24 protein-coding genes and 1 pseudogene are annotated in these 23,223 nt (G+C 67.4%); 11 read left to right on the top strand and 14 right to left on the bottom strand.

The window, feature by feature from the left end; all coding sequences use genetic code 11:
- Positions 1-117 precede the first annotated feature (117 nt).
- The 3 genes and pseudogenes from ACK4SE_RS12560 to ACK4SE_RS12550 form a co-directional block, all read left to right on the top strand.
- Positions 118-957: pseudogene (locus ACK4SE_RS12560) on the top strand (chromosome segregation protein SMC); the annotation flags it as partial.
- A 370-nt stretch (positions 958-1,327) separates the two neighbouring features.
- Positions 1,328-1,756, top strand: a complete 429-nt coding sequence (locus tag ACK4SE_RS12555; RefSeq protein WP_409693218.1) for a hypothetical protein — start codon at positions 1,328-1,330, stop codon at positions 1,754-1,756.
- Between the two features lie 166 nt (positions 1,757-1,922).
- Entirely contained in the window at positions 1,923-2,414 is a 492-nt protein-coding gene (locus ACK4SE_RS12550; RefSeq protein ID WP_409693217.1) for a DUF6789 family protein, read from the top strand.
- A gap of 76 nt (positions 2,415-2,490) precedes the next feature.
- Here ACK4SE_RS12550 and ACK4SE_RS12545 read toward each other — a convergent pair whose 3' ends face one another.
- The 7 genes from ACK4SE_RS12545 to ACK4SE_RS12515 all read right to left on the bottom strand — a co-directional run bounded on the left by ACK4SE_RS12545 (position 2,491) and on the right by ACK4SE_RS12515 (position 7,293).
- Positions 2,491-3,006, bottom strand: coding sequence for a F0F1 ATP synthase subunit B (locus ACK4SE_RS12545; RefSeq protein ID WP_409693215.1), 516 nt, complete (start codon positions 3,004-3,006; stop codon positions 2,491-2,493).
- Entirely contained in the window at positions 3,006-3,563 is a 558-nt protein-coding gene (locus ACK4SE_RS12540; RefSeq protein WP_409693213.1) for a hypothetical protein, read from the bottom strand. The genes ACK4SE_RS12545 and ACK4SE_RS12540 overlap by 1 nt, the downstream gene beginning before the upstream one ends.
- Positions 3,564-3,653: 90 nt before the next feature.
- Positions 3,654-3,878 (bottom strand): F0F1 ATP synthase subunit C, encoded by a 225-nt coding sequence (locus ACK4SE_RS12535; RefSeq protein WP_292170694.1) that lies wholly within the window; start codon positions 3,876-3,878, stop codon positions 3,654-3,656.
- Positions 3,879-3,934: 56 nt separating this feature from the next.
- A complete protein-coding gene (locus tag ACK4SE_RS12530) occupies positions 3,935-4,729 on the bottom strand; it encodes a F0F1 ATP synthase subunit A (protein WP_409693210.1) in 795 nt (264 codons plus the stop codon).
- Positions 4,730-4,732: 3 nt separating this feature from the next.
- Positions 4,733-5,098 carry an AtpZ/AtpI family protein gene (locus ACK4SE_RS12525; protein WP_409693206.1) on the bottom strand — a complete coding sequence of 122 codons (366 nt, stop codon included), beginning with the start codon at positions 5,096-5,098 and terminating at the stop codon, positions 4,733-4,735.
- Between the two features lie 140 nt (positions 5,099-5,238).
- Entirely contained in the window at positions 5,239-6,513 is a 1,275-nt protein-coding gene (locus ACK4SE_RS12520) for a DUF418 domain-containing protein (protein ID WP_409693203.1), read from the bottom strand.
- A gap of 27 nt (positions 6,514-6,540) precedes the next feature.
- Positions 6,541-7,293, bottom strand: a complete 753-nt coding sequence (locus ACK4SE_RS12515; protein WP_409693201.1) for a competence/damage-inducible protein A — start codon at positions 7,291-7,293, stop codon at positions 6,541-6,543.
- A gap of 47 nt (positions 7,294-7,340) precedes the next feature.
- Between ACK4SE_RS12515 and sfsA the strand changes: the two genes are divergently transcribed.
- Positions 7,341-8,051 (top strand): DNA/RNA nuclease SfsA, encoded by a 711-nt coding sequence (gene sfsA / locus ACK4SE_RS12510; RefSeq protein WP_409693199.1) that lies wholly within the window; start codon positions 7,341-7,343, stop codon positions 8,049-8,051.
- Between the two features lie 8 nt (positions 8,052-8,059).
- Positions 8,060-8,878, top strand: coding sequence for a type I methionyl aminopeptidase (gene map / locus ACK4SE_RS12505; protein WP_409693196.1), 819 nt, complete (start codon positions 8,060-8,062; stop codon positions 8,876-8,878).
- 320 nt (positions 8,879-9,198) lie between these two features.
- On the opposite strand, the gene ACK4SE_RS12500 is transcribed toward map, so the two are convergent.
- Positions 9,199-10,482: a hypothetical protein gene (locus ACK4SE_RS12500; protein WP_409693193.1), complete on the bottom strand. Its 1,284-nt coding sequence runs from the start codon at positions 10,480-10,482 to the stop codon at positions 9,199-9,201.
- A 120-nt stretch (positions 10,483-10,602) separates the two neighbouring features.
- On the opposite strand from ACK4SE_RS12500, the gene radC reads away from it, so the two are divergent.
- Together radC and ACK4SE_RS12490 are read left to right on the top strand one after the other, a co-directional pair.
- A complete protein-coding gene (radC, locus tag ACK4SE_RS12495) occupies positions 10,603-11,343 on the top strand; it encodes a RadC family protein (RefSeq protein WP_409693191.1) in 741 nt (246 codons plus the stop codon).
- A complete protein-coding gene (locus ACK4SE_RS12490) occupies positions 11,340-11,894 on the top strand; it encodes a GNAT family N-acetyltransferase (RefSeq protein ID WP_409693188.1) in 555 nt (184 codons plus the stop codon). The genes radC and ACK4SE_RS12490 overlap by 4 nt, the downstream gene beginning before the upstream one ends.
- A 184-nt stretch (positions 11,895-12,078) precedes the next feature.
- Here ACK4SE_RS12490 and ACK4SE_RS12485 read toward each other — a convergent pair whose 3' ends face one another.
- Complete coding sequence (locus ACK4SE_RS12485) at positions 12,079-12,735, bottom strand: glutathione S-transferase family protein (RefSeq protein ID WP_409693185.1); 657 nt, start codon at positions 12,733-12,735, stop codon at positions 12,079-12,081.
- An 89-nt stretch (positions 12,736-12,824) separates the two neighbouring features.
- Between ACK4SE_RS12485 and purB the strand changes: the two genes are divergently transcribed.
- Together purB and ACK4SE_RS12475 are read left to right on the top strand one after the other, a co-directional pair.
- The gene (gene purB / locus ACK4SE_RS12480) at positions 12,825-14,126 is read left to right on the top strand and encodes an adenylosuccinate lyase (RefSeq protein ID WP_409693182.1); all 1,302 of its coding nucleotides are present in this window, start codon (positions 12,825-12,827) and stop codon (positions 14,124-14,126) included.
- Between the two features lie 108 nt (positions 14,127-14,234).
- Positions 14,235-14,819: a fasciclin domain-containing protein gene (locus tag ACK4SE_RS12475; RefSeq protein WP_409693179.1), complete on the top strand. Its 585-nt coding sequence runs from the start codon at positions 14,235-14,237 to the stop codon at positions 14,817-14,819.
- Between the two features lie 152 nt (positions 14,820-14,971).
- Here the strand turns inward: ACK4SE_RS12475 and ACK4SE_RS12470 are convergent, their stop codons facing one another.
- The 3 genes from ACK4SE_RS12470 to ACK4SE_RS12460 all read right to left on the bottom strand — a co-directional run bounded on the left by ACK4SE_RS12470 (position 14,972) and on the right by ACK4SE_RS12460 (position 17,642).
- A complete protein-coding gene (locus tag ACK4SE_RS12470) occupies positions 14,972-15,364 on the bottom strand; it encodes a hypothetical protein (protein ID WP_409693177.1) in 393 nt (130 codons plus the stop codon).
- A 56-nt stretch (positions 15,365-15,420) separates the two neighbouring features.
- Complete coding sequence (locus ACK4SE_RS12465) at positions 15,421-17,256, bottom strand: porin (protein WP_409693173.1); 1,836 nt, start codon at positions 17,254-17,256, stop codon at positions 15,421-15,423.
- 62 nt (positions 17,257-17,318) lie between these two features.
- On the bottom strand, positions 17,319-17,642 hold the full coding sequence (locus ACK4SE_RS12460; RefSeq protein WP_409693227.1) for a DUF1476 domain-containing protein: 324 nt from the start codon (positions 17,640-17,642) through the stop codon (positions 17,319-17,321).
- A 299-nt stretch (positions 17,643-17,941) separates the two neighbouring features.
- Here ACK4SE_RS12460 and purC point away from each other — a divergent pair, with 299 nt between their 5' ends.
- Together purC and purS are read left to right on the top strand one after the other, a co-directional pair.
- The gene (purC, locus tag ACK4SE_RS12455) at positions 17,942-18,700 is read left to right on the top strand and encodes a phosphoribosylaminoimidazolesuccinocarboxamide synthase (RefSeq protein ID WP_409693170.1); all 759 of its coding nucleotides are present in this window, start codon (positions 17,942-17,944) and stop codon (positions 18,698-18,700) included.
- Positions 18,700-18,942, top strand: coding sequence for a phosphoribosylformylglycinamidine synthase subunit PurS (gene purS, locus ACK4SE_RS12450; protein ID WP_409693167.1), 243 nt, complete (start codon positions 18,700-18,702; stop codon positions 18,940-18,942). The genes purC and purS overlap by 1 nt, the downstream gene beginning before the upstream one ends.
- Positions 18,943-19,190: 248 nt before the next feature.
- On the opposite strand, the gene rpoD is transcribed toward purS, so the two are convergent.
- Positions 19,191-21,134 (bottom strand): RNA polymerase sigma factor RpoD, encoded by a 1,944-nt coding sequence (rpoD, locus tag ACK4SE_RS12445; protein WP_409693164.1) that lies wholly within the window; start codon positions 21,132-21,134, stop codon positions 19,191-19,193.
- A gap of 58 nt (positions 21,135-21,192) precedes the next feature.
- Positions 21,193-23,070 carry a DNA primase gene (gene dnaG, locus ACK4SE_RS12440; protein ID WP_409693161.1) on the bottom strand — a complete coding sequence of 626 codons (1,878 nt, stop codon included), beginning with the start codon at positions 23,068-23,070 and terminating at the stop codon, positions 21,193-21,195.
- Between the last annotated feature and the right edge of the window lie 153 nt (positions 23,071-23,223).

Raw genomic sequence — 23,223 nt, 5'->3', positions numbered from 1 at the left:
ACAGATTGATCAGCAATATCGGTCATCAGGTCGAGGCAATCTCCCAGCCTCAGGTCAAAGTTCATCCGATATTTAGCTTCACCGGTTTGCGGTGACTTGGGTCAGGACATATATAGCGCCGCCTCCGCCGCCCGCGAGCGCCGCGCCGGCCTGTCCGCCCACGCCGAGGCCGCCGCCCTGCGTCTGGACGACGCCGAGCGCATCCTGCGCGAGACCGCCCAGATGTCGCCGGAGGATCTGGGCAAGCGCCTGACCGACGACGCCATCGCCCGGCCGCCGGACGCCGCGGGGGCGGAGTCCCTGCTGTATGGGCTGGAGCGCGAACGCGAGGCCCTGGGTGCGGTCAATCTGCGGGCCGAGGATGAGGCGGCGGAATACGGCGAGCGCCTGACCGCCATGCGCGAGGAGCGCGAGGATCTGACCAGCGCCATCGCCAAGCTGCGTGGCGGCATCGACGAGTTGAACGCCGAGGGCCGGGAGCGCCTGCTGGCCGCCTTCGACATCATCAACGACAACTTCAAGAGCCTGTTCGAAGCCCTGTTCGGCGGCGGTCAGGCCGAGCTGAAGCTGGTGGAGTCCGACGATCCGCTGGAGGCCGGGCTGGAGATCTACGCCTGCCCGCCCGGCAAGCGGCTGTCGGTCATGAGCCTGATGTCCGGCGGCGAGCAGGCCCTGACCGCCGCCGCCCTGATCTTTGCGGTGTTTCTGGCCAATCCCGCACCCGTGTGCGTGCTGGACGAGGTCGACGCTCCGCTGGACGACGCCAATGTGGACCGCTTCTGCCGCATGCTGGACGAGATGCGCAATCGCACCAACACCCGCTTCATCGTCATCACCCACAATCCGGTGACCATGAGCCGGATGGACCGCCTGTACGGCGTCACCATGCCGGAGCGCGGCGTCAGCCAGCTGGTCAGCGTCGACCTGAAGCAGGCCGAAGAGATCGTCGCGGCCTGACCGGCCCGATTCGGTTCAGACATCGGCGCCGAAAAACAGTGTGTGAATTGTCCGAATTGTTGAAATCCCCCTGATGCCCCGCGCGGCCCGACCGCCGCATTGCCCGGGCATTATACCCCCGTCTGAACGCGCGGGATTTTGGGGAGCGTCGACCGGCGCCGGGGCGTGTTGTCCATGCAACAGGGGGCTTGTTTCAGAACAGCCTTACTGAAGCGTAACCGCCGCGCCTCAAATGAGCCGCATGAAACCTTTGTAAAGCAAGGTGTGGCAGCTTGAACCCGTGAACCGGTCCCCCCACCTCGTTCATGCAGCCAAAGCCACCGTCTCCGCGTTCCCCAAGCCCCCTGTCTCTCTGGAGCCACGCCCTTCCATGACCCAAGTTCTGGCCATCGGGACCCAAGCCGCTTCGGCGCGCCCCGTCAGCCGTGGGGTGTTGAAGGGTTTGATGCAGCGCATCGCGCGTCTGGTCTTGATCGTTCTGGGCGGGTTCCTGGTGCTGTTGGGCATACTGATCGCCCCCCTTCCCGGCCCGTTCGGCCTGCCGATTTCGGTGGTCGGCATGGTGGTGATCCTGCGCAATTCCTACTGGGCCAAGCGGCAGTTCATCCGCGCCCAGCACGCCCGGCCCAGGTATTTCTATCCCTTCCGCCGTCTGATGCGCCGCCGGCCCGAGTTCGCGCCGGTGTTCTGGCAGCAGGCGCTGCGCATGGAACGGCTGCTGCTGAAGCGCGGCAAGCGCGTCCTGTCGCGCACGCGCCGCTCTTTCCGGGCCTCGTTCCGACGCCCCGCCGGGGCCTGAACCTCCAAAAACCGTAACGATTCCGCTGGACGCCCCCCTCGGGCGACCCAGGCCGAACTGCGTCCGCACGAAATCGTGATCACGAGGTGCGGCGCATCGCCGCACATCGGCGTATGCTGTGTGCGTCGTGGGGAACAAAAAAATGGCTTTGGGAGGAGCCCCCATCATGATGTCACGCATTCAAAAAGGCATGATCGCCGGGTTCGCGGCCACCGCTGTGGTGGCGATCCTGGAAGTCGCGAAACTCTATCTGACCCAGTCCACCGGGGCGCTCGCGGAGGTGCGGATCTTTCCGCTGATCCTGGCGGCCATGGTGGGCATGCCCGGCAGCTATCTGGTCGGGTGGGGCATCCACTTCGTGTCAGGGACCCTGATTCTGGGGCCGGCCTTCGGCATTCTGTGCCCGAAGATGCCAACCGACACCCCGGCGACCAAGGGCATACTGTTCGCAGTGGGCGCCTTCATCCTGATGTCGCTGACCGTGGCCCCTGCGGCCGGAATCGGCATGTTCGCCATGGCGGCGGGCTTCTCGACCCTGATCTGGCTGATCCTGACCCACATCGTGTTCGGGATCGCCATGGGCTCCATCTACGGCACGCTGGTTCAGCGCGAGAAGCGCCACGCCCGCGAGATGGCCGGGGCCCAGCCCGCGCACTGACACCGTGCGACGCTCGAAACGAAGAAGGCCCCGCCGACGATGGCGGGGCCTTTTTTGATTCGCGAAATGGCCGCGATCAGTTCAGACGCGAACCGATCTGGGCGATGGCCTGGTCAGCCAGCGGGTCCGTGGACGAGGCGGCAAGACGGTCAGCCAGGATGCGTTCGGCGGCGGCGGCGGCCAGTTCAACGGCGGCGGCCTTAACCTCGGCGGTGGCCTGGGCCTCGGCCTGGGCGATCTTGCGCTCGGCCATGGCCTCGCGGCGGGCCAGGGATTCCTCGAGACGGACGCGGGCGTCGGCCTCCATGCGGCGGGCGTCAGCCTCGGCGGCGGCCAGCATCTCGGCGGCCTGGGCCTCGGCCTCGGCCTTCTCCTGACGGATCTGGGCCAGCAGGGCCTCGGCCTCGGCGCGCAGACGCGCGGCCTCGTCCAGATCAGACTGAATCTTGGCCGCCTTGGCGTCCAGGGCCCCGGCGACCAGCCTGGGCACGCCCGCCAAGATCAGGATGACGAAGAACAGCACGAGGCCGACGCCGACCCACAGTTCGGCGCTGTCCCAGCTGTAGAAATAGGGAGTCAGGAAATAGGGCATCAGGCGGCTCCCTTCAGCGCGGCCTTGATCTCGGCGTCCGAGGCCTTGGCGCCGGTCAGGCGCTCGATCATGGCCTGGGCGGCGTCCGAAGCCACGGTGGAGACATTGGCCATGGCGGCATTGCGCGACTGGGCGATGGTCGCCTCGGCTTCTGCGATGCGCGCGTTGACCTGGGCTTCCTCGGTGGCCTGGCGCGCGTTGGCTTCCTCGGTCACCCGGGCCTTGGCAGCGGCGGCCGTGGCGCGGGACGTGGCGCGGGCCTGCTCGAGCTCCGCCTTGGCGGCCAGGGCCTGGGCGGCGGCTTCATCCTGAACCATGCGGGCGCTGGCGATGGCGCCGGCGACCGTTTCGGTGCGCTCGTCCATCACCCGACGCAGGCGCGGTGCGAACACCTTGCTCATCAGCAGGTACAGCACGAGGAACAGGACCAGCAGATAGACGATCTGCCCGGCCCAGTACTGGCTTTCGAACTGGGGCAGCCCGCCGCCGTGGCCCTCGGCCTCGGTGGTGGCGTATGCGCCGGGCTCGGGCGCTTCAGGTGTGGTGGGAGCGGCCATGAACCGTCAGCCTGTCCTAGAAAATGGAGCGACGACGAAGCGGGAGATCATCCCGCTTCGTCGCCCTGGAGTCGTTGTCGTGAGGCTGGATCAGCCCAGCCAGGCCAGGATGCCCAGCACGAAGGCCAGGATGCCCAGGGCTTCGACCAGCGCGGCGCCCACGAACAGGTTGCCGACTTGCGAGGCGGCGGCCGAGGGGTTGCGCAGCGCGCCGGCGAGGAAGTTGCCGAAGATGTTGCCCACGCCGATGCCGGCGCCGAGCATGCCCAGCGTGGCCAGGCCGATACCGAAGTACTTGAAGGATTCGGCTTCCATGTGAATTTTCCTATTCAGTCAGGGTTGGAACTAAGGGTTTCGGGGCTGGTCCGGGCCTAGTGGCCGTGGCCCAGATTGACGACGTCGTTGAGATAGATGCTGGTCAGGACGGCGAACACGAAGGCCTGCAGGAACGCCACCAGGAACTCCAGGGCCGTGATGCCCACGACCATGCCCAGGGACAAGGCCGCCACCGGCAGGCCCAGCAGCCCGAGGGCCTCGCCGCTGAACGCCAGACTGCCCAGACCCACCACGAAGATGGCGAAGATCTTCAGGGCGATGTGACCGCCCAGCATGATGCCGAACAGACGCAGCGACAGGGTGATCGGACGCAGCAGGAAGGAGATGAACTCGATCAGCCCCACCGCCGGGCGAATCGCCACCGGCGCGCTCATGGGCCAGAACAGTTTGAAGAAGCCCAGGCCGTGCTTGGCGAAGCCGATGCCGATGACCAGCAGGATGGTGATCGCCGCCAGCGTTCCGGTCACGGCCAGCTGCGAGGTGGCGGTGAAGGTCAGGAACATGCCCAGCAGGTTCATGGCCAGGATGAACATGAACAGGGTGAAGACGAAGGGGAAATACTTGCGGCCTTCGTGGCCGATCATGGAGTCGGTGACGCCGTTGATCAGGCCGAACAGCTGCTCGACCGCGCCCTGCAGACGACCCGGCACCACCTTGGCGTTGGAGGTCGCCAGGGCCAGCAGCCCCACCACCAGAAGGAAGGACACCGTCATGGCCAGGTGCGAATTGGTGAACGCCAGACGGCTTTCACCGATCAGCGGCAGAACCACCGTGCCGAAGTCCAGTCCCTCGATGGGCTTGACCTGAAACTGTTCGATCGGATCGGCCAAGGCCTATCGCTCCTCGTCTTCGTCATCGTCGAAGGGAATCGACTGTGGTTCGATCCCGCTCGCCTTCGCCTGCGCCATAAGCCGATTGGCCGTACGGCGCGCCATGTATATCGACAGACCGAACCCCAGGAAGGTCCCGCTGATCAGTCCCCAGGGCGTGGTGCCGGCGAACCGGTCGACCACGAACCCGATCGCAACGCCCAACAGGACCCCGCCGATCAGCTCGGCGACGATCTTGTACGCCTGGCTCGTGACCGCCGTGGCCGAGATGGCTTCAGCGGTCTTTTGCGCCGTGGCGGCCTCGAGGTCCGAGGCGCGGGCGTTGAGGCGTTTGATCGCCTCTTCACGCGATTTCGGATCAGGAGACATGGCTTTGCTCAGCGGCTCGGCAAAGATGCCGATGCGGGTCTGAATTCGGCGCGGAACCTATAGGGGGGGCGGCGTTCGGTCAAGGCGGCGCGACAGAATGTCAAGTCAATGATTTTATTGGTATTTTATATCGGCCAGACTCACCGGCTGGGCGCGGGCTCGGCTGCGGGCCTCGCGCGGCCCTGACGGGGGCGCAACAGCGGCGGAATCGTCCAGTAGGCCACGGCGCGGAACATCCACTCGGCCGGACCCATGCGGAAGATGCTGAGCCAGGCGGCGCTGAACAGGCCCTGACAGATCCAGATGGCCGCCGTCAGGCCCCACAGGGGCCACCAGCCCAGCCGGTCATACAGGCCGAATCCGTAGAAAAGCACGGCGCAGATGAGGGACTGGGCCAGATAATTGGTCATGGCCATGCGGCCCATGCGCTCCAGCCCCGCACCGATCAGGCCCAGGACGTTCGCCTTCCACGCCGCGATGACGGCCCCGAGATAGCCCAGCGCCAGCATCAACCGCCCGATTTCTCCGGTCAGGGCGGGGGTCCAGACGGCCGGATCGAATCCGGACCGCCACAGGCTCGCGGTCTCCCAGAGATTGATGGCCAGCCCCCCCGCGATGCCCAGCACCGACAATCGCAGATAGAACCCCATGGACCGCGCCCCGGTCATGACGCCCAGCTTGAACAGCCCCATGCCCAGCATCATGAAGGCCACGGTGCGGCCCACCGACAGCACCGCACCCTTGGCCAGGGCCCAGTCGGTGAAGGCCCCGGCGCTCCACAGGGCGATGGCCGGATAGGAGCCGGAGGCCCGCACCGCCGCCTCGGCGCTCAGGGCCTCGGCGGACGGCGTCAGGGCGGCCATGGCGGCGGCGTGGGCGGCGGGGTCGCCCGTCAGGGCCACGGCGGCGCGCCAGCTGGTGAAAGCGTCGGCCAGCGAGAACAGGGCGATCAGCATGGCGGACAGGGCGATCAGCGCCCGGCCGTCCAGCTTCCGGAACACGAACAGGAACACCGCCGCCACACCGTAGATGTAGAGAATGTCGCCTGGCCACAGCAGCACCACGGCATTGCCGATCCCCAGCGCCATCAGCAGCATGGCCCTGCGGAAGTGGACGTCTGCGGTCCCAGGCCGGTCCGCCCGGGCGCCCCAGGCGGTCAGCAGCACCACCCCTGCCCCGAACAGAAGCGTGAACAGGGCGCGCATGGAGCCTTCCACGAACAGGGCCTGCAACGTCCAGGCGGCCCAGTCGGGATTGGTCAACTGGGCGGGAAAGGCGGGATAGGCCCGCGACCACGGCTGGCCCATGGCCACGATGTTGGCCAGCAGAATGCCGCACAGGGCGAAGCCCCGCAGCAGGTCCAGCACCTGGAACCGCTCGGTCTCGGCGGTGGGCGTGATCGTTCGTCCGTTCATCCGGCAGGGCCGGACAACCGGCCGCTCCTACAGGGGCGTGACGCTCACGCCCGCTTCAATCAGGGACCGCTGCAAGTCCTGAACCGCTGCGGCGACGGCCGATTCGTCCTGTCCGCGAACGACCAGATTGGTCCCGATCTCGCCCTGGGCGCCTGCGCCAAAGGGATAGCTGCCAAAGGACAGCGCCCGATTCGCCCGCGCCGCCTCGGCGAGGATCCCGGCCACAGTCCCCTCGCCCACCCCGGTAACCTTCAGCGTCCCGGAATGAACCACCGCGCCGGTCTTCAGGCGCGGCGCCACGTCCTGCAGCATGCCCTGCATGATCGCCGGCACCCCGGCCATGACGAAGACATTGTCCAGCTGGAAGCCCGGGGCGTCGGTGACGGGGTTGGCGATCAGGCTGGCCCCTTCCGGGATACGCGCCATGCGCCGGCGGGCGGCGTTGAAGTCGTCGCCGTAGCGGCGCTCCAGAATCGCCACGGCCTCGGGATGCTCGGGCAGGTCCACGCCGAACGCCTCAGCCACGCAGTCGGCGGTGATGTCATCGTGGGTCGGGCCGATGCCGCCCGTGGTGAATACATAGTCGTGGCCGGCGCGCAGAGCGTTCAGGGCCTCGATGATCTGCTCCGGCCGGTCCCCCACCACCCGCGCCTCCATCAGGTCGATCCCCATGGCGGTCAGGAAACGGGCGATGGTGTTGGTGTTGGTGTCCTTCGTCCGGCCGGACAGGATTTCATCGCCGATGACGAGCACGGCGGCGGTGGGGTTCTGCGTGGTCATGGGAGATAGATACGGCCAAGCCGCAAAGGCTGCTATAGGCCCGCCCCATGACCCTCCCCGCCCCGCTGGAACGCGGCACCCTGATCCGCCGCTACAAGCGGTTTCTGGCCGACGTGACGCTGGCGGACGGGACCGAGACCACCGTCCATGTGCCCAATTCCGGGTCCATGCTGGGCATGAACATGCCCGGCCTCCCGGTATGGCTGTCCCGCTCGGCGGACCCGAAGCGCAAGCTGCCCCTGACGCTGGAGATGGTGCAGCTTCCCACCGGGCTGGTGGGCGTCAACACCATGAGACCGAACCGGCTGGCCGAGGCCGCCATCGGGGACGGGGTGATTCCCGAACTGACCGGTTACGACGTGATCCGGCGCGAGGTCCGCTACGATTCCGACAGCCGCATCGACCTGCTGTTGGAACACCCGGACCGGGCGCCGGCCTATGTGGAGGTCAAGAACGTCACCCTGTCGCGCACACCGGGCCTGGCCGAGTTTCCCGACTGCGTCACCGCGCGCGGCGCCAAGCATCTGGGTGCGCTGGAGCGGGTAGTCGCGGCGGGCGGCCGGGCCGTGATGCTGTTCATCGCCCAGCGCGGCGACTGCGACCGCTTCGTCACCGCCGACGATCTGGACCCCGCCTATGGCGCGGCCCTGCGTCGCGCCGAGGCGAACGGGGTTGAGGTTCTGTGCTATGATTGCCATCTGACACCCGAATTGATCCGCCTGAACCGTCCGCTGGGCCGGCCGGGCGCAACAGGTTGAACCGATTGATGTACGAGACCCAGGACGCCGAGCTGTACACCCGCTCGCACACCATCCGCCTCTATCAGCCCGAGGATTTCGAGGGCATGCGCAAGGCCGGCCGCCTTGTGGCCGAGGCGCTGGACATGATCGGCGAACATGTGAAGCCGGGCGTCACCACCGGCGAGCTGGACGACCTGGTCCGCCAGTTCACCCTGGACAACGGCGGCCTGCCCGCGTGCCTGGGCTACAAGGGCTACACCAAGACCACCTGCATCTCGATCAATCACGTGGTCTGCCACGGCATCCCGGGCGACAAGGCGCTGAAGGACGGCGACATCGTCAACATCGACCACACGGTTATCGTCGACGGCTGGCACGGCGATTCCAGCCGCATGTACGCCGTGGGCGAGATCAACACCCGGGCCAAGAAGCTGATCGACGTGACCTATGAGGCGCTGGAGATCGGCCTGAAGCAGGTGAAGCCGGGCAACACCTTCGGCGACATCGGCTTCGCCATCCAGAAATACGTCGAGGCCCAGCGCATGTCGGTGGTGCGCGACTTCTGCGGCCACGGCATCGGGCGGGTGTTCCACGACAACCCCAACGTGCTGCACTTCGGCCGACGGGGCGAAGGCGCGGTGCTGAAGCCGGGCATGTTCTTCACCGTCGAGCCGATGGTGAACCTGGGCAAGCCGGCGGTGAAGGTGCTGTCCGACGGCTGGACCGCCGTGACCCGCGACAAGTCCCTGTCGTCCCAGTGCGAGCACAGCGTGGGCGTGACCGAAGATGGGCTGGAGATCTTCACCGCCAGCCCGAAGGGCCTGTTCCGGCCGGTATTTGAATAGATCCCGGCACTCCGCCAATTTAGGCCAGCGCCATTAGTATGATGCAGATAAACAATATCGCCAAGATCATACTAATAATTTTCTACTTCATGTACGTATCTGCGTGGCTCATTTATTGGCCCCCAGACAGCATAGCAGTGACCATAGCAATAATTGCTTTTCCTGCTGTTGGTCTTTCAGGAATATACTGGTTTCATTTCAAACTTGGTGAAATTCTGCGGGACTGGCTCCGTCGAATACAGGGTCGAGTGGACTAGTATGTTAGACTGAGACGCCAGCCCCCCCCCCTCTAGGCAAAACGGAAGCCGCGTTTCTGTCGGCTATTCAGCAGGCTCCAGCACGAAATCCCCGGCACGCGCGCCCGGCGCGATGCGCCAGCCGTCGGCCAGGTCCAGCGACCAGCCGTCGCCGGTCAGGGTGTCGCCGTCCGCGGGCGCCGTCACCGTCACCGCGCTCCAGTCGCCGGCGATCAGGGCGCCTTCAGTGACGGTCAGGACGCCCCAGACGTCAGTGATGGTGGCGGTCGGATAGACCACGCCATGCGGCGGCAGAGGCTGCAGGGTGTTGGGATCGAAGCTGACGCGGATATTCTCCAGCGGCAGGCGCAGCACCGGCCCGGCGACCAGCCGGTCGCTCCAGCGCGTGGTCAGGCCCGCCCGCGCCTCCTGCGCCGCCAGTTCATCGTTCGCAACGGCCTGACCGTCATAGGTCGCCGCGGTGCGGGCGAAGACCGCCACCGGGTCCTCCGGCGCCGTGAAGCCCACGGCCGCGCCCAGCAGGGCGCCCAGATCGGACTCCGCCGTCAGTCCCGCGCGCCACCCCGGCGCCGCGTCGTCCAGCAGCAGGCCGTAGGCCGGCCCCGAGGCGTAGGCGAACATGCGCGAGAAGGCGTCGGCTTGCTCGGCCGCGCGCAGGGTGGCGGCCACGTCCCGGTGCGGATCGAGCGCGCCGGACAGCTTTACGCCGGTGTACTCCGCCAGTCCCTCGTTCAGCTCCAGCGCCCGCTCCTGTGCGGCCCCCGCCTGCCCGGCCTGGGCGTGGCGGGCGGCGCGGAAGATCAGGGCGTCGTGCGTGGCCGTGCGCAGACCCTGCGCATCCGGCGCCGACAGGGCAGCGGCCAGGGCGCGCCATTCCAGCCGCATGGCGATGCGGCCCTCGGCTGTGGCCAGATGGTCCGGTGTGGGCGAAGCCATGGGCAGGCCCAGTTGGTCCTGGATGCGGTGCCAGCTTTCGTGGGCGATCAGCCCTGCCCGGGTTTCGGCCTCGTCAGGCAGGGGCGCCAGCAGCATGGTCCAGCGCACCCCGTCCCAGTCCACCGCCGTATTGGCGACCATGACTGCGTCGGGCAGGACGCCGGTGAAGACGCCGTCAGCCTCGCTCAGGGCAGCACTGTCGCCCGCCTGACTGGCCACGACCTGACGGGTCGCGGGATCGACGATCAGGATCGGCCCGCACAGGCTGACGCCCCACAGGGCGCCGTCGTCGGCCTGACAGATGGCCTCGGCCTGATCGAACACCGCCCGGGCGTCCAGGGCCTCCTGCGCGAAGGCGGGAGACGCCAGACCGATCATCAGGGCGGTGAGTGAGGCGGCGGTGGTCTTCATGCAGATGCTCTTCGCTTGAATCCGGCTCCGGCGGCCTGCGGCCGGCCGAACCGATTTCGGTTGTGGCGCGCATAGGTCCCCGGCACTGTGACGGTCTCAAGGCGGGATCAGGAGGGGCTCTTGACCGACGCGGCGCCCCGGACGGCTGGGAAGGCGGCGAAACCGCACCATGCGGGCCACCGCGAACGCCTGCGTGACCGGGCGCGGAGCGGCGGCCTGACCCACCTGCCCGACTACGAACTGCTGGAACTGTTCCTGTTCCGCAGCCAGCCCCAGGGCGACGTGAAGCCCATCGCCAAGGCCCTGCTGGCTCGCTTCGGCTCGCTGTCGGCCATGCTGGCCGCCTCGGTGGAGGAGCTGATGACCGTCCGCGCCGAAGACTCAAAGGGGCGCATGAAGGGCGTCGGCGCGGAAACGGCCCTCGACCTGACCGCGCTGCACGAGGTCAGCCGCCGGGTGGCCCGCGAACCGGCGGCCAGGCGCACGGTCATCTCGTCCTGGACCGCGCTGGTCTCCTATGTGCGGGTGGCCCTGCAGCACGAACCCCGCGAGCAGTTCCGGGTGCTGTATCTGGACAAGAAGAACCAGCTGATCCTCGACGAAGTGCTCAATCGGGGCACCGTGGATCACGCCCCGGTCTATCCGCGCGAGGTGGTGCGCCGGGCGCTGGAGGTGTCGGCCAGCGCCGTCATTCTCGTCCACAACCATCCCTCCGGCGACCCGACCCCCAGCCGCGCCGACATCCAGATGACCAAACAGATCGTCGAGGCCGCCCGGTCCCTCAACGTCGAGGTCCACGACCACCTGATCGTGGGGCGCGAAGGCGTGTCCAGCTTCCGGCAACTGGGGTTGATGGGATGATCGCGACAATTGAACCGCCGGTGCGCTCGACCACGCTGGAGACCCCACGGCTGGTCATGACGCCCGTCTCGCCGGCCGACCTGCCGGACGTGGCCCAGGTGTGGCGCGAGCCGGACGTCTATCGCCACATCGGCGGCCGGCCGTTCAGCGAGGAGGACTGCTGGAACCGGCTGCTGCGCGACGTCGGCCACTGGGTCACCATGGGCTATGGCCTGTGGACCGTGCGCATGAAGGCCACCGGCACCTATGCGGGCGTGGCGGGGTTCGCCGATTTCCGCCGGGAGATGAGCCCGGCCTTCGGCGACGCGCCCGAGGGCGGCTGGGTCATGGCGCCGTGGACCCAGCGGCAGGGTCTGGCATCCGAGGCCGTCGGCGCGGCGCTGGCGTGGGTCGAGGCGGTGCTGGATCCGCCCCGCACCGTCTGCATGATCGCCCCGGAGAACCAGCCGTCCCTGCGCCTGGCCGACCGCTTCGGCTACGCCCCCTATGCGGCGACCCGGTACAAGGGGGAGGAAGTGATCCTGCTGGAGCGCCTGCGGGGGACGCTGTGAGACGGAGAAATTTGTGCCCCCCGCTGCCCGTCATCACCGGGCTTGTCCCGGTGATCCATACACTCAGGCGTTCAAGGGTGCGTGGCGCACTGTCCGGTCGCTGTGCTTGTGAAAGCGTGCGTATGGATGGCCGGGACAAGCCCGGCCATGACGATGTTCTGGAGGATAACGGCGAAGGCCTGTCCTAGCCGGCCAGTTCCGCCCGGCCCGCTTCTTCCCATTCCAGAAAGTCCGGCTGGCTGAGCAGGGCGTCCATGTAGCTCGCCGCCGTGCCGTCATCGCCGTGGGCGTTGAGGTCGATACGGAAGTGACGGAAACGCGCGGCCACCGGGGTGAAGAAGGCGTCGGCCACGGACCAGTCGCCGAACAGGAATGGCCCGCCCTGACCGAAGCGGCTCTTTGCGTCCTTCCACAGGACGATCATGCGGCGGATGTCGGCGGACAGGGCCTCCGACGGGACGTGCGGCTGATCCTGCACCACGCACATGGGATGGTCCGGCGCCATGCCCAGCTCGCCGCGCAGGGTTCCGAAGGCCGAGTGCATCTCGCACACCGTCGACCGCGCCACCCAGCGGGCGTGCCGGTCTGCGGGCCACAGGGCGACGTCGGGGAACCGCTCCCCGGCCCACAGGGTGATGGCCAGGGAGTCCCAGATGGTGACGCCGTCCACCTGAAGCGTCGGCACCTTGCCTGCCGGGGCGTGCCGGGCGATGGCCTCGGCCGTGTCGGGCCGGTTCAGATGCACCATGACCTCGTCGAAATCGGCCCCGCACCGCTTCAGCACCAGCCACGGCCGCAGCGACCAGGTAGAATAGGCCTTGTCTCCGAGGATCAGCTTCATGACGGGGCTCCCTTGCTGTCCGCCTGAATGGACCCGGCCCGGATTCGCCGCAACCTTGACTCCCCGGCCCCGGCGACCGAAACGGCCCCATGATCACGCGCTATTCCCGCCCCGAAGCCGTCGCCATCTGGTCCCAGGAGACCAAATATTCGATCTGGTTCGAGATCGAGGCCCATGCCGCCACGAAGATGGCCGAGCTGGGCGTCATCCCGAAGGAAGCCGCCGAGGCCCTGTGGACCAGGGGCAAGGACGTGGTCTGGGACGCCGACCGCATCGACGAGATCGAGCGCACCACCAAGCACGACGTCATCGCCTTCCTGACCCATGTGTCGGAGACGGTGGGCGAGGAAGCCCGCTTCCTGCACCAGGGCATGACCTCCTCGGACGTGCTGGACACCTGTTTCGCGGTCCAGCTGGCCCGATCCACCGATCTGCTGCTGGCGGGCGTGGACCGGTTGCTGGCGGCGCTGGAGACCCGGGCCAAGGAGCACAAGTACACCGTCACCGTGGGCCGGTCGCACGGCATCCACGCCGAGCCGGTGACCTTCGGCCTGAAGCTGGCCGGCTACCACGCCGAATTCCAGCGGGCGCGGCGCAGACTGGTCACCGCCCGCGAGGAGATCGCCACCTGCGCCATCTCGGGCGCCGTGGGCACCTTCGCCAATGTGGACCCGGCGGTTGAGGTCTATGTGGCCGAGCAGATGGGTCTCGCGGTCGAGCCGGTCTCGACCCAGGTGATCCCGCGCGACCGCCACGCCGCCTATTTTGCGGCCCTGGGCGTGGTGGCCTCATCCATCGAGCGTCTGGCTACCGAGATCCGTCACCTGCAGCGCACCGAGGTGCTGGAGGCCGAGGAGTTCTTCGACAAGGGCCAGAAGGGCTCGTCGGCCATGCCGCACAAGCGCAACCCGATCCTGACCGAGAACCTGACCGGCCTGGCCCGTCTGGTGCGATCGGCCGTGACCCCCGCAATGGAAAATGTTGCGCTGTGGCACGAGCGGGACATCAGCCACTCCTCGGTCGAGCGGGGCATCGGCCCGGACGCCACCGTGCATCTGGATTTCGCCCTGCACCGCATGGCGGGCGTGATCGAGCGGCTGAACGTCTATCCCGAGAACATGCAGAAGAATCTGGATCGGCTGGGCGGGCTGGTGTTCTCGCAGCGGGTCATGCTGGCCCTGACCCAGGCGGGCATCAGCCGCGAGGACGCCTATGCGGCCGTGCAGGAGAGCGCCATGAAGGTCTGGCGCGGCGAGGGCCGGTTCCTGGAGCTGCTCAAGGCCGACGACCGCGTCACCCTGGCCGACGCCGATCTGGAGGCCCTGTTCGATCTGGGCTATCATACCAAGCATGTGGACACAGTGTTCGAGCGCGTCTTCGGCGCCGGCTGATCACGCGCTGCGCACTTTTATTTGATCGCCGGCGCATCCTTTTGGGGCCCGGATCAGTAACTCCCCCTGAGCCGCCATTTGACGCGGTGATGCTGGGAGAGAAACCTGATGCGTACCTTCATGATCGCCGGCGTGTCCGCCGCCGCCCTGCTGGCCCTGTCCGCGTGCAACAGCGGCGAAGACGCCACCAACACCGCCGTGAACGCCGAAGCCACTACCGCTGACCAGGCCGCCACGCCCGCCGCCGACGGCACCGTGGTCGAGGTCGCCCAGGGCAACCCCGAGTTCAGCACCCTGGTCGAGGCCGTCACTGCCGCCGACCTGGCCGGCACCCTGAACGGCGCCGGGCCCTTCACCGTATTCGCCCCCACCAATGCGGCGTTCGAGAAAATCCCCGCCGCCGACCGCCAGGCCCTTATGCAACCTGCGCAGCGTGAAGCCCTGCAAGGCGTCCTGACCTATCACGTGGTCCCCGGCCGTCTGACCGCCGCCGATATCGCCAGCCAGGCCGCCGCCAACAACGGCTCGGTCGAACTGACCACCGTCGAGGGCGGAATCCTGACCCTGCGCGAAACCAATGGTCAGTGGGTGATCACCGACGAGAACGGTTCCACCTCGACCATCGCCATGGCCGACGTGCCCGCCTCGAACGGCGTGATTCACGCCATCGACACCGTCGTGATGCCGAACTGATTTTCGGCAGAACCAATCTGGCAAAGCCGCGTTACTGACTGAGCGCGGACACTTTGACAGCGCAAGATGATCGAGGCGCCCATTCCCCCCCAGCGCCTCGAACTCTGAGGGCCGCACTTTCCCCCGGGTGCGGCCCTTACTCCGTCTGGCGCTCAGACCTCGGCCGACACGGCGAGGCCGAACAGCTTCCATTCGCCCTCGGCGGGCTCATAGGCGATGTCGAAGGCGAGTTGATAGGCTGGCAGGGGGAAGAATCCGGTCAGGCGAAGCCGTCCCTGCTCATCCAGCAGCGGTCCGCGCGTGATCACCGGCTCGTGCACCAGCACCTGGGCCAGATCCAGAGCGCCGCGCCGCACCGGCTCGAACAGCTCCGCCAGCCCTGCCGACGTGTTCACCCGAAACGACGGCCCGCCCAGGTCCCGCAGAACCCCGTAGTTGCCGGTGACATTGGCCTGATGCAGGGCCGTCAGCGGACCGCGGATCAGGATCACCTGAGACGCCCGGTCCAGCGGCACGCGCGTGACGTGAGGCTGAGCCTGCGCCACGGCCGTTCCGGCCGCGATCAGGACCGGGCCCGCTGTCCAGAAATCGCGGCGGCGGATCAGAATTCCATCCCGACGCCGGCGTTGAAGCCGGAACCGCCCTGGCTGTAGGTGCCGCCGGCCCGAACCGACCAGCGCTGGTCGAAGCGGTGGGACAGGCCGAAGGCCAGCGCCGCCTCATCCCGCCAGACGCCGACCGCGCCCGACACCATGCTGGCGCCCGGGCTGACGGCCATGGGCAGACCCGCAAGGGCCGCGGCCGACGCCGCACCCGCATCCGCCCGCTCACGCACCCGGTCCAGCCCGACAGCCATGTCCTCGAAGCGGTCGTCCGTATAGGCCATGAGCGTCAGGATGCGGTCGTCGGTGTAGGCCATGACCTCACTGCGGACGCCGGCCAGCTGGCTGACATTGACGGCGTCGGTGGCCGCGCTGCCGGCGGCGACATTGGTGATCTGTCGCGCCCCGCCGGCCACGCCGACCGACACCTCGCCCGCCGAGGTCTGCGGACCCGACAGGCCCAGCGCCGTATAGCCGGACTGGGCGCCCCGGCCGGTTTCCGCGCCCGCGCCCAGAGCGACGCTGTTGGCATGGGAGGCCACGGCCCCCCGCCCGACCGCCGTCGCGCCGATCGCGTCGGCCACGGCGCTCTCGCCCAGCGCGGTGGCGTTTTCAGCGGACGCAACCGCGAAGCCGCCGAAGGCCGAGGCGTTGTCTCCCGTGGCCTGGGCCGAGAAGCCGACCGCCGTGGTCGGGTCCGCAGACGCCAGGGCGTTGGCGCCGATGGCCACAGCGCCTTCGAAAGTGGCGCGCGCGTTGGTGCCGTAGGCCGTGGTGTTGCCCCCGTGGGCCTGCGCGCCGTGACCGGAGGCGTGGGACCCCTGCCCGGTGGCGGTGGGGGCCGGCCCTGTGCCGCCGCTGGCGAAACCGCCGCCGGCGCTCGTGATGTCCTGGATCTGCTGCTGGAGGTCGGCGAGCCGATTGCTGACGTCGGCGCTGAGCGCGGTCAGGTCTATGTCGAAGTCGTCTCCCAGACCGGCGATGGACTGGTTGAAGTCCAGCCGGGCGGCGGCGATGGCGTCATTGAGGGCGCTTTGGGCCGCGGCGAGAGCGCCGGTCAGGTCCGCCTCCACCGTGCCGATGGAGCTGTTCAGGGCGGCCTCGGCGCTGGTGATGGAATTGTTCAACACGGTCTCGGCGGCGGTGATGGCGGCCGTCATCTGGGCCAGATTGACCGCATCCGTGCCCATCACCCCGGCGGAGACGTTCATCAGCCGTCGCTCCGCGCCCGCCGTCCCGAACGAGACGGTATTGGCGATGGCGGCGATGGAGCCCTGACCGATGGCCACGGCTCCCTCGGCGGATGCGGTGGCGCCCTGGCCGAAGGCGGCGGCGTTCAGCGCATTGGCCGACGCCGAATGACCGACGGCCGTGGCGTTGTCCTGCCCGTCCGCCCCGGCCCCTGCCCGGGCCTGGTAGCCTATCGCGGTGGCGCCCACATTGGCGAAGGCGGATCGCGGAAACTGTAGCTGCCATTGCTCCACGGTGGCGCCGCTCGAGGGATCATAGGGCGGGTTGTCGGTGGTCGGATCGCCGCCGCCCCAGGCGCCGGCCCCGATCACCGTGGCGCCGTCTCCCGACGAGAAGGCGGACGTGCCCTGGACCGTCCCGCCGATCCCGCTGACGTTGCGCATGGTGCCGAACGCGGTCTCCCATCGCGTCTCGCCCGTCGCGGCGCGAAGGCAGCGATCCGTGCCGGGGATGTAGTAGTACCCCGACCCGTACACGTCGCAGACCCGCACATATTCGACGGGCTGACTGAGCGCGGCGTCAGGGCTCGCAGCCCACGCGCCGACGCAACCGAGACCCAGCCCCAACAGAACACGCCTTTGCATGATGCCCCCCAATATTCCCCGGGGACATTTCTAACCTAACGCGGTTCTTTCGCCAATACGGGTCAGACGCCCTGGCGGATCTGCTCGCGGGCGTGGGACATCAGCTCGTCCATCTTGGACCGCAGTTCGCCTTCGGAGACCGAGAGGCCCGAGTCCTTGAGGTCGCCGGCGACCTTGCGCACCACATCGTCGTCGCCCGGCTGATCGAAATCGGCGCGCACGACGGCGGCGGCGTAGGTCTCGGCGCTTTCAGCGGTCAGGCCCATCTTCTCGGCGGCCCACAAGCCGAGCAGCTTGTTGCGGCGGGCGACGGCCTTGAATTCCTGCTCCTGGTCGCGGGCGAACTTGCTCTCGAAACCTTTTTCGCGTTCGTCAAAGGTGGTCATACGCAGCATCAACTCCTGACGCGCCCCCCGGCGGGTCGCGGCGCCGTCTATAGCCCGCCCCGGCGCGAACGCAACAGGAACCGGGGACAGGCGGCGCACTTGCGAATCCGACGCAGCCGGGCTGCGGCGTTTGTGCCTTTCACGCCCATGCGATATAGGCGCCGCGCAGTCTACCGCCGAGCGCTATAGTGGCGCCAGCCTGATTCCGCCCGCGCAGCCCTCTGGTCCGTCTCATCGGGTCGTGGCGGCGCGGTTTTCGCTTTTTCGGCCCCGCGCCGCCGCCTCCCCCTACGGGAACCGTGATGAAGAACCGCAAGAAGATTTACGAAGGCAAGGCCAAGATCCTCTACGAAGGACCCGAGCCCGGCACCCTGATCCAGTACTTCAAGGACGACGCCACCGCCTTCAACGCCCAGAAGAGGGCCATCCTCGAAGGCAAGGGCGTGCTGAACAACAAGATCAGCGAGTTCATCATGACCCGCCTCGGCGGCATGGGCATCGCCAACCACTTCATCAAGCGGCTGAACCTGCGCGAGCAGTTGATCCGCGAGGTCGAGATCATCCCCCTGGAAGTCGTGTGCCGCAATGTGGTCGCCGGCTCCCTGGCCCAGCGTCTGGGCCAGGAGGAAGGCACCGCCCTGCCCCGCTCGATCATCGAATTCTATTACAAGAAGGATGAGCTGGGCGATCCGATGGTGACCGAAGAGCACATCACCGCCTTCAACTGGGCCACCACCCAGGAGATCGACGACATCCTGACCATGACCGTGCGCATCAACGACTATCTGTCGGGCATGTTCGCCGCGGTCGGAATCACCCTGGTGGACTTCAAGATCGAGTTCGGCCGGGTGTGGGAGAACGACTTCGCCCGCGTCATCCTGGCCGACGAGATCAGCCCTGACTCCTGCCGCCTGTGGGACACCACCAGCGGCGAGAAGCTGGACAAGGACCGCTTCCGCCGGGATCTGGGCGATGTGATCGAAAGCTACGCCGAGGTCGCCCGCCGGCTCGGCATCATGAAGGACATGCCCACCGTGATTCAGGGAGGCCTGCACTGATGGCCCGCAAGGTTAAGGTTCACGTCTATCTCAAGCCCGGCGTGCTGGACGTCCAGGGCAAGGCCGTCGAGGGCGCCCTGCACAGCCTGGGCTGGCCCGGCGTCACCAACGCCCGCGTCGGCAAGATGATCGAGTTCGATCTGGCCGACGACGTGGCCGAGCCCGAGGCCGAGGTGAAGCGCATGTGCGAGAGCCTGCTGGCCAACACCGTGATCGAGAGCTACCGCGTCGAGGTGGGGTGACCCCACGGGCGCGTGTTCGCGCCCGGCCTCGGCCGTTACCGACCTCATTCCGCTCATCCCGGCGAAGGCCGGGATCCAGATCACATGGCCGGGTCTGGGGTGAGTGGCACGACCACCCTGGTCACTGATCCGTGCGAGACCTCGCATCTGGATCCCGGCCTTCGCCGGGATGAGCGGGGTAAAGCGGCGGCGTACCTTGGCTTATCCTGAGCATGCCCTTCTCCTTCGAGGAGAAGGGCTGCCGGAACTCAGCTGTCCAGGAAGCTCCGCAGCTTGCGCGACCGCGAGGGATGCTTGAGCTTGCGCAGGGCCTTGGCCTCGATCTGACGGATGCGTTCGCGGGTCACGCTGAACTGCTGGCCCACTTCCTCAAGGGTGTGGTCGGTGTTCATGCCGATGCCGAAGCGCATACGCAGCACCCGCTCCTCGCGCGGCGTCAGGGACGCCAGCACGCGGGTGGTGGTTTCGCGAAGGTTCGACTGGATCGCCGCGTCGATGGGCAGGATCGCGTTCTTGTCCTCGATGAAGTCGCCCAGGTGCGAGTCTTCCTCGTCGCCGATGGGCGTTTCGAGGCTGATAGGCTCCTTGGCGATCTTGAGGACCTTGCGGACCTTCTCCAGCGGCATGGCCAGGCGTTCGGCCAGCTCTTCCGGCGTCGCCTCGCGGCCGATCTCGTGCAGCATCTGGCGCTGGGTGCGGACGATCTTGTTGATCGTCTCGATCATGTGCACCGGGATGCGGATGGTGCGGGCCTGGTCGGCGATCGAGCGGGTGATGGCCTGCCGAATCCACCAGGTGGCGTAGGTGGAGAATTTGTAGCCGCGTCGGTACTCGAACTTGTCGACCGCCTTCATCAGACCGATGTTGCCTTCCTGAATGAGATCAAGGAACTGCAGGCCCCGGTTGGTGTATTTCTTGGCGATGGAGATGACCAGGCGCAGGTTGGCCTCGACCATTTCCTTCTTGGCCTGACGGGCCTCGCGCTCGCCCTTCTGGACGGTCTGGACGATGCGGCGATAGTCGTCGATGGGCAGGCCGGCCTCGGTCGCCACGGCGGCGACATCGGTGCGGATCTGGGCGATCTGCTCGGCCTCATTGTCGCTGAACTTGGTCCAGCGCACGCCCATTTCCTTGACCCGCTCGCTCCAGGTCGGGTCCAGCTCGGCGCCGAAATAGGCCTTGAGGAACTCCGGACGCGAGATGCCGTAGCTGTCGGCGAGGCGCAGAAGGCGGCCTTCGAGACCGATCAGGCGCTTGTTGATGGCGTACAGCTGCTCGACCAGCGCCTCGATGCGGTTGTTATTGAGCTTGAGGGTCTTCAGCCGGTCCGAGATGGCGTTGGTCAGGGCCTCGTAGTTCTTCTGGTCCCTGGTCGACAGGGCGTCGCCCTTCAGGCGCGCCTCGACCAGCTTGTCCTGCAGCTTGCGGAAGGCGTCGAAGTCCGACGCCACGGCGTCCAGGATCTCCATGACCCCGTCGCGCAGCTCAGCCTCCATGGCCGAGATGGACAGGCCGCCGCCGTCGTCGAAATCGTCGTCGTCCTCGTCCTCGTCGCCGTCGGGCTTTTCTTCCTTGGCCTCGGGTTCGGCCTTTTCGCCCTCTTCCTCGCTGTCCTCGTCCTCACCCTCAGCCGCGGGCGGATTCTGACCGCCGTAGGTCTGGTCGAGGTCGATGACCTCGCGCAGCAGGATGCGGCCGTTGGCCAGCTCGTCGCGCCACACCATGATGGCTTCAAAGGTCAGGGCGCTCTCGCACAGGCCCGAGATCATGGCGTCGCGGCCGGCCTCGATGCGCTTGGCGATGGCGATCTCGCCCTCGCGGCTCAGCAGCTCGACCGAGCCCATTTCGCGCAGATACATGCGGACGGGGTCGTCGGTGCGGTCATAGGCGGGCTTCGCGCCGGTTTCGGCCACGGCGGTTTCGGCGCGCTCGGCCACCTCGGTGGACTGCCCCTCGCCGTCTTCCTCGGCCTCGACCACATTGACGCCCATCTCGGACAGCATGGCCAGGGTGTCTTCGATCTGGTCGGGGGTGAATTCCTCGGACGGGAGAACCTTGTTCAGTTCCTCCATCGTCACGAAGCCGCGGGCCTTGGCCTGGCGGATGAATTTCTTGACGCCGGCGTCAGTCAGATCGAGCAGCGGCCCGTCATTGGTGGTTTCCGCTTCCTGGGTCTCGGTCTGCGCGCTCATTCAGTCTCTCCAGCCGCGAAATCTCGCTGGCTTTAACAACGTTCGAAGGCGCGGTTTGTTACGAACCCGCCGCCTCATCCCATAAGGTTCCAGTCTTGATGGCTCGTCGCAATGCATCGCGCTCGGCTTTCAGACGACTGAAAGCCGAGGCGTCGAAGCCGCGATGCGCCTCCGACTTCGCTGAGCTAAGCGCTCCCTCCAACGCCGCCATGCGGGTCAGAGCATCGAACGCCTGCGACCATCGGGCCCGCGTTTCGGCGAGGGGCGCATTCGCGGCCAGGAATGGCGCACCGGACTTTGCCGCCGCCTTCTCGACCTCGCGCATTAACGCATCAAGACCCGATTGCGCCAGATGGCGTCGCAGGGCCGCGCTGTCAAGGGCAAGTCCCGACATCCTTAACCTCACGACCTCGTCCGCGAGGGCCGTCAGCGCCGGATCGCCGAAGCCGTGGCGGCCCACGGCCTCCAGATGATCGTCCAGCCGTTCGGGGTCGTCGATGGCCGCATGGGCCAGGGCGGCGGCGATGGGCTCGATGGATCGCGACAGGGCCGTGACCGCGGCCCTGCCCTCGTCGGTGGCGCCGATAATGGCCGGTTTGCCGGGCGTCCAGCGGGCGCCGGGCTGGCGCGGCTGAAAGGCGGGGCGGCGCGGAAACAGGTCGTCGAAGCGTTCGAACAGCTCACGACGGTACTGTTCGGCCAGGTCCGCGTCCTGGATGGCCTGGGCCGCCTGGCGCAGGCGCCCCTTCAGCCCGGCCTTGCGTTCGGGCGTATCCAGCGGCTCGGCGTCCCGTTCCCGCTCGAACAGCATCTCGGCGAAGGGCCGTGTCTCGGACAGGGCGTTCCGCAGCGCCGGGGCGCCCTTGTCGCGCAGAATGTCGTCCGGGTCCTGCCCGCCGGTCAGGAGGGCGAAACGGAAGGACCGGCCGGACTTCAACAGAGGCAACGCCCGCTCCAGGGCCCGGCCCGCCGCGCGCTGGCCCGCCGGGTCGCCGTCGAAGCACAGCACCGGCTCGGCGCTGACGCGCCACAGCAGGGCCATCTGCTCCTCGGTCAGGGCGGTGCCCATGGGGGCCACGGCGGGTATGCCCGCGCGGTGGCAGGCGATGACGTCCATATAGCCCTCGACCACCACGATGCTCGAATTTGGGGCGGCGTCGGACTTCGACCCCGCCCCGAGGATGCGGCGCGCCTCGGGCAGGCCGTAGAGGGTCGCGCCCTTGTGGAAGAGCGTGGTCTCCGGCCCGTTCAGATATTTGGCCCGGTCGTCCGGGTTCATGGCCCGGCCGCCGAAGCTGACAATGCGGCCGCGCGCATCGTGGATCGGGAACATCAGCCGGTCACGGAAGCGGTCATAGGGCGACCCGCCGCCCTCGGGCGCGATCAGCAGCCCGGCGTCCACCAATTCCGACGGCTTCGCCCCGCGCTGGATCAGGGCGTTCTTCAGACCCTCGCGGTCATTGGGCGCATAGCCGAGGCCGAAGCGGTCCCACTGGTCCTCGGGCAGGCCGCGCCGGTCCAGCATCTCACGGGCGGCCTTGCCGGCGGAGCGGCGCAGGTTGGCGGCAAACCATTTCTGGGCCAGATCCATCCAGTCGGCCAGGCCCTGGCGCTTCTGCTCGCGCTCGGCGGCCTGCGGGTCCGGGGCGGGCAAGGCCATGCCGGCTTCCGCCGCCAGACGCTCGACCGCCTCCACGAAGCTGAGGCGCTCGGTCTCCTGCAGGAAGCTGATGATGTCGCCATGCTTGCCGGAGCTGAAGTCGTGGAAGAAGCCCTTCTCGTCGTTGACGAAGAAGGACGGCGACTTCTCCTTGGTGAAGGGCGAAAGACCGGCGAACTCGCGTCCCTGACGCTTGAGCTTCACCGTGCGCCCAATGACGTCCGAGGGACGCAGGCGGCTTTTCAGCTCATCAAGGAAACGGTCGTCGAAGCGCACGGCGTCTTATAGCCGAGTCCGGGCCCGGGCCGTGATTTTAGGGTCTGATTAACCATGATGGCGGAACCGTGACCTAAGCCACTGACTTTCATGTCATTTTTCTACCCGAAGGCGGAACTGTCCACAGGGTCCTGTGGTTAACTCTGCAACCCG

It is taken from the genome of Brevundimonas sp., assembly GCF_046293315.1.
Classification (GTDB): domain Bacteria; phylum Pseudomonadota; class Alphaproteobacteria; order Caulobacterales; family Caulobacteraceae; genus Brevundimonas.
This window is presented reverse-complemented; position numbering and strand designations above follow the sequence as displayed.

Coding starts and splice junctions, on each gene's coding strand:
- ACK4SE_RS12555 (WP_409693218.1), top strand. CDS start 1,328: ATGACCCAAGTTCTGGCCATCGGGACCCAAGCCGCTTCGGCGCGCCCC.
- ACK4SE_RS12550 (WP_409693217.1), top strand. CDS start 1,923: ATGATGTCACGCATTCAAAAAGGCATGATCGCCGGGTTCGCGGCCACC.
- ACK4SE_RS12545 (WP_409693215.1), bottom strand. CDS start 3,006: ATGCCCTATTTCCTGACTCCCTATTTCTACAGCTGGGACAGCGCCGAA.
- ACK4SE_RS12540 (WP_409693213.1), bottom strand. CDS start 3,563: ATGGCCGCTCCCACCACACCTGAAGCGCCCGAGCCCGGCGCATACGCC.
- ACK4SE_RS12535 (WP_292170694.1), bottom strand. CDS start 3,878: ATGGAAGCCGAATCCTTCAAGTACTTCGGTATCGGCCTGGCCACGCTG.
- ACK4SE_RS12525 (WP_409693206.1), bottom strand. CDS start 5,098: ATGTCTCCTGATCCGAAATCGCGTGAAGAGGCGATCAAACGCCTCAAC.
- ACK4SE_RS12520 (WP_409693203.1), bottom strand. CDS start 6,513: ATGAACGGACGAACGATCACGCCCACCGCCGAGACCGAGCGGTTCCAG.
- ACK4SE_RS12515 (WP_409693201.1), bottom strand. CDS start 7,293: ATGACCACGCAGAACCCCACCGCCGCCGTGCTCGTCATCGGCGATGAA.
- sfsA (WP_409693199.1), top strand. CDS start 7,341: ATGACCCTCCCCGCCCCGCTGGAACGCGGCACCCTGATCCGCCGCTAC.
- map (WP_409693196.1), top strand. CDS start 8,060: ATGTACGAGACCCAGGACGCCGAGCTGTACACCCGCTCGCACACCATC.
- ACK4SE_RS12500 (WP_409693193.1), bottom strand. CDS start 10,482: ATGAAGACCACCGCCGCCTCACTCACCGCCCTGATGATCGGTCTGGCG.
- ACK4SE_RS12490 (WP_409693188.1), top strand. CDS start 11,340: ATGATCGCGACAATTGAACCGCCGGTGCGCTCGACCACGCTGGAGACC.
- ACK4SE_RS12485 (WP_409693185.1), bottom strand. CDS start 12,735: ATGAAGCTGATCCTCGGAGACAAGGCCTATTCTACCTGGTCGCTGCGG.
- purB (WP_409693182.1), top strand. CDS start 12,825: ATGATCACGCGCTATTCCCGCCCCGAAGCCGTCGCCATCTGGTCCCAG.
- ACK4SE_RS12475 (WP_409693179.1), top strand. CDS start 14,235: ATGCGTACCTTCATGATCGCCGGCGTGTCCGCCGCCGCCCTGCTGGCC.
- ACK4SE_RS12465 (WP_409693173.1), bottom strand. CDS start 17,256: ATGCAAAGGCGTGTTCTGTTGGGGCTGGGTCTCGGTTGCGTCGGCGCG.
- ACK4SE_RS12460 (WP_409693227.1), bottom strand. CDS start 17,642: ATGACCACCTTTGACGAACGCGAAAAAGGTTTCGAGAGCAAGTTCGCC.
- purS (WP_409693167.1), top strand. CDS start 18,700: ATGGCCCGCAAGGTTAAGGTTCACGTCTATCTCAAGCCCGGCGTGCTG.
- rpoD (WP_409693164.1), bottom strand. CDS start 21,134: ATGAGCGCGCAGACCGAGACCCAGGAAGCGGAAACCACCAATGACGGG.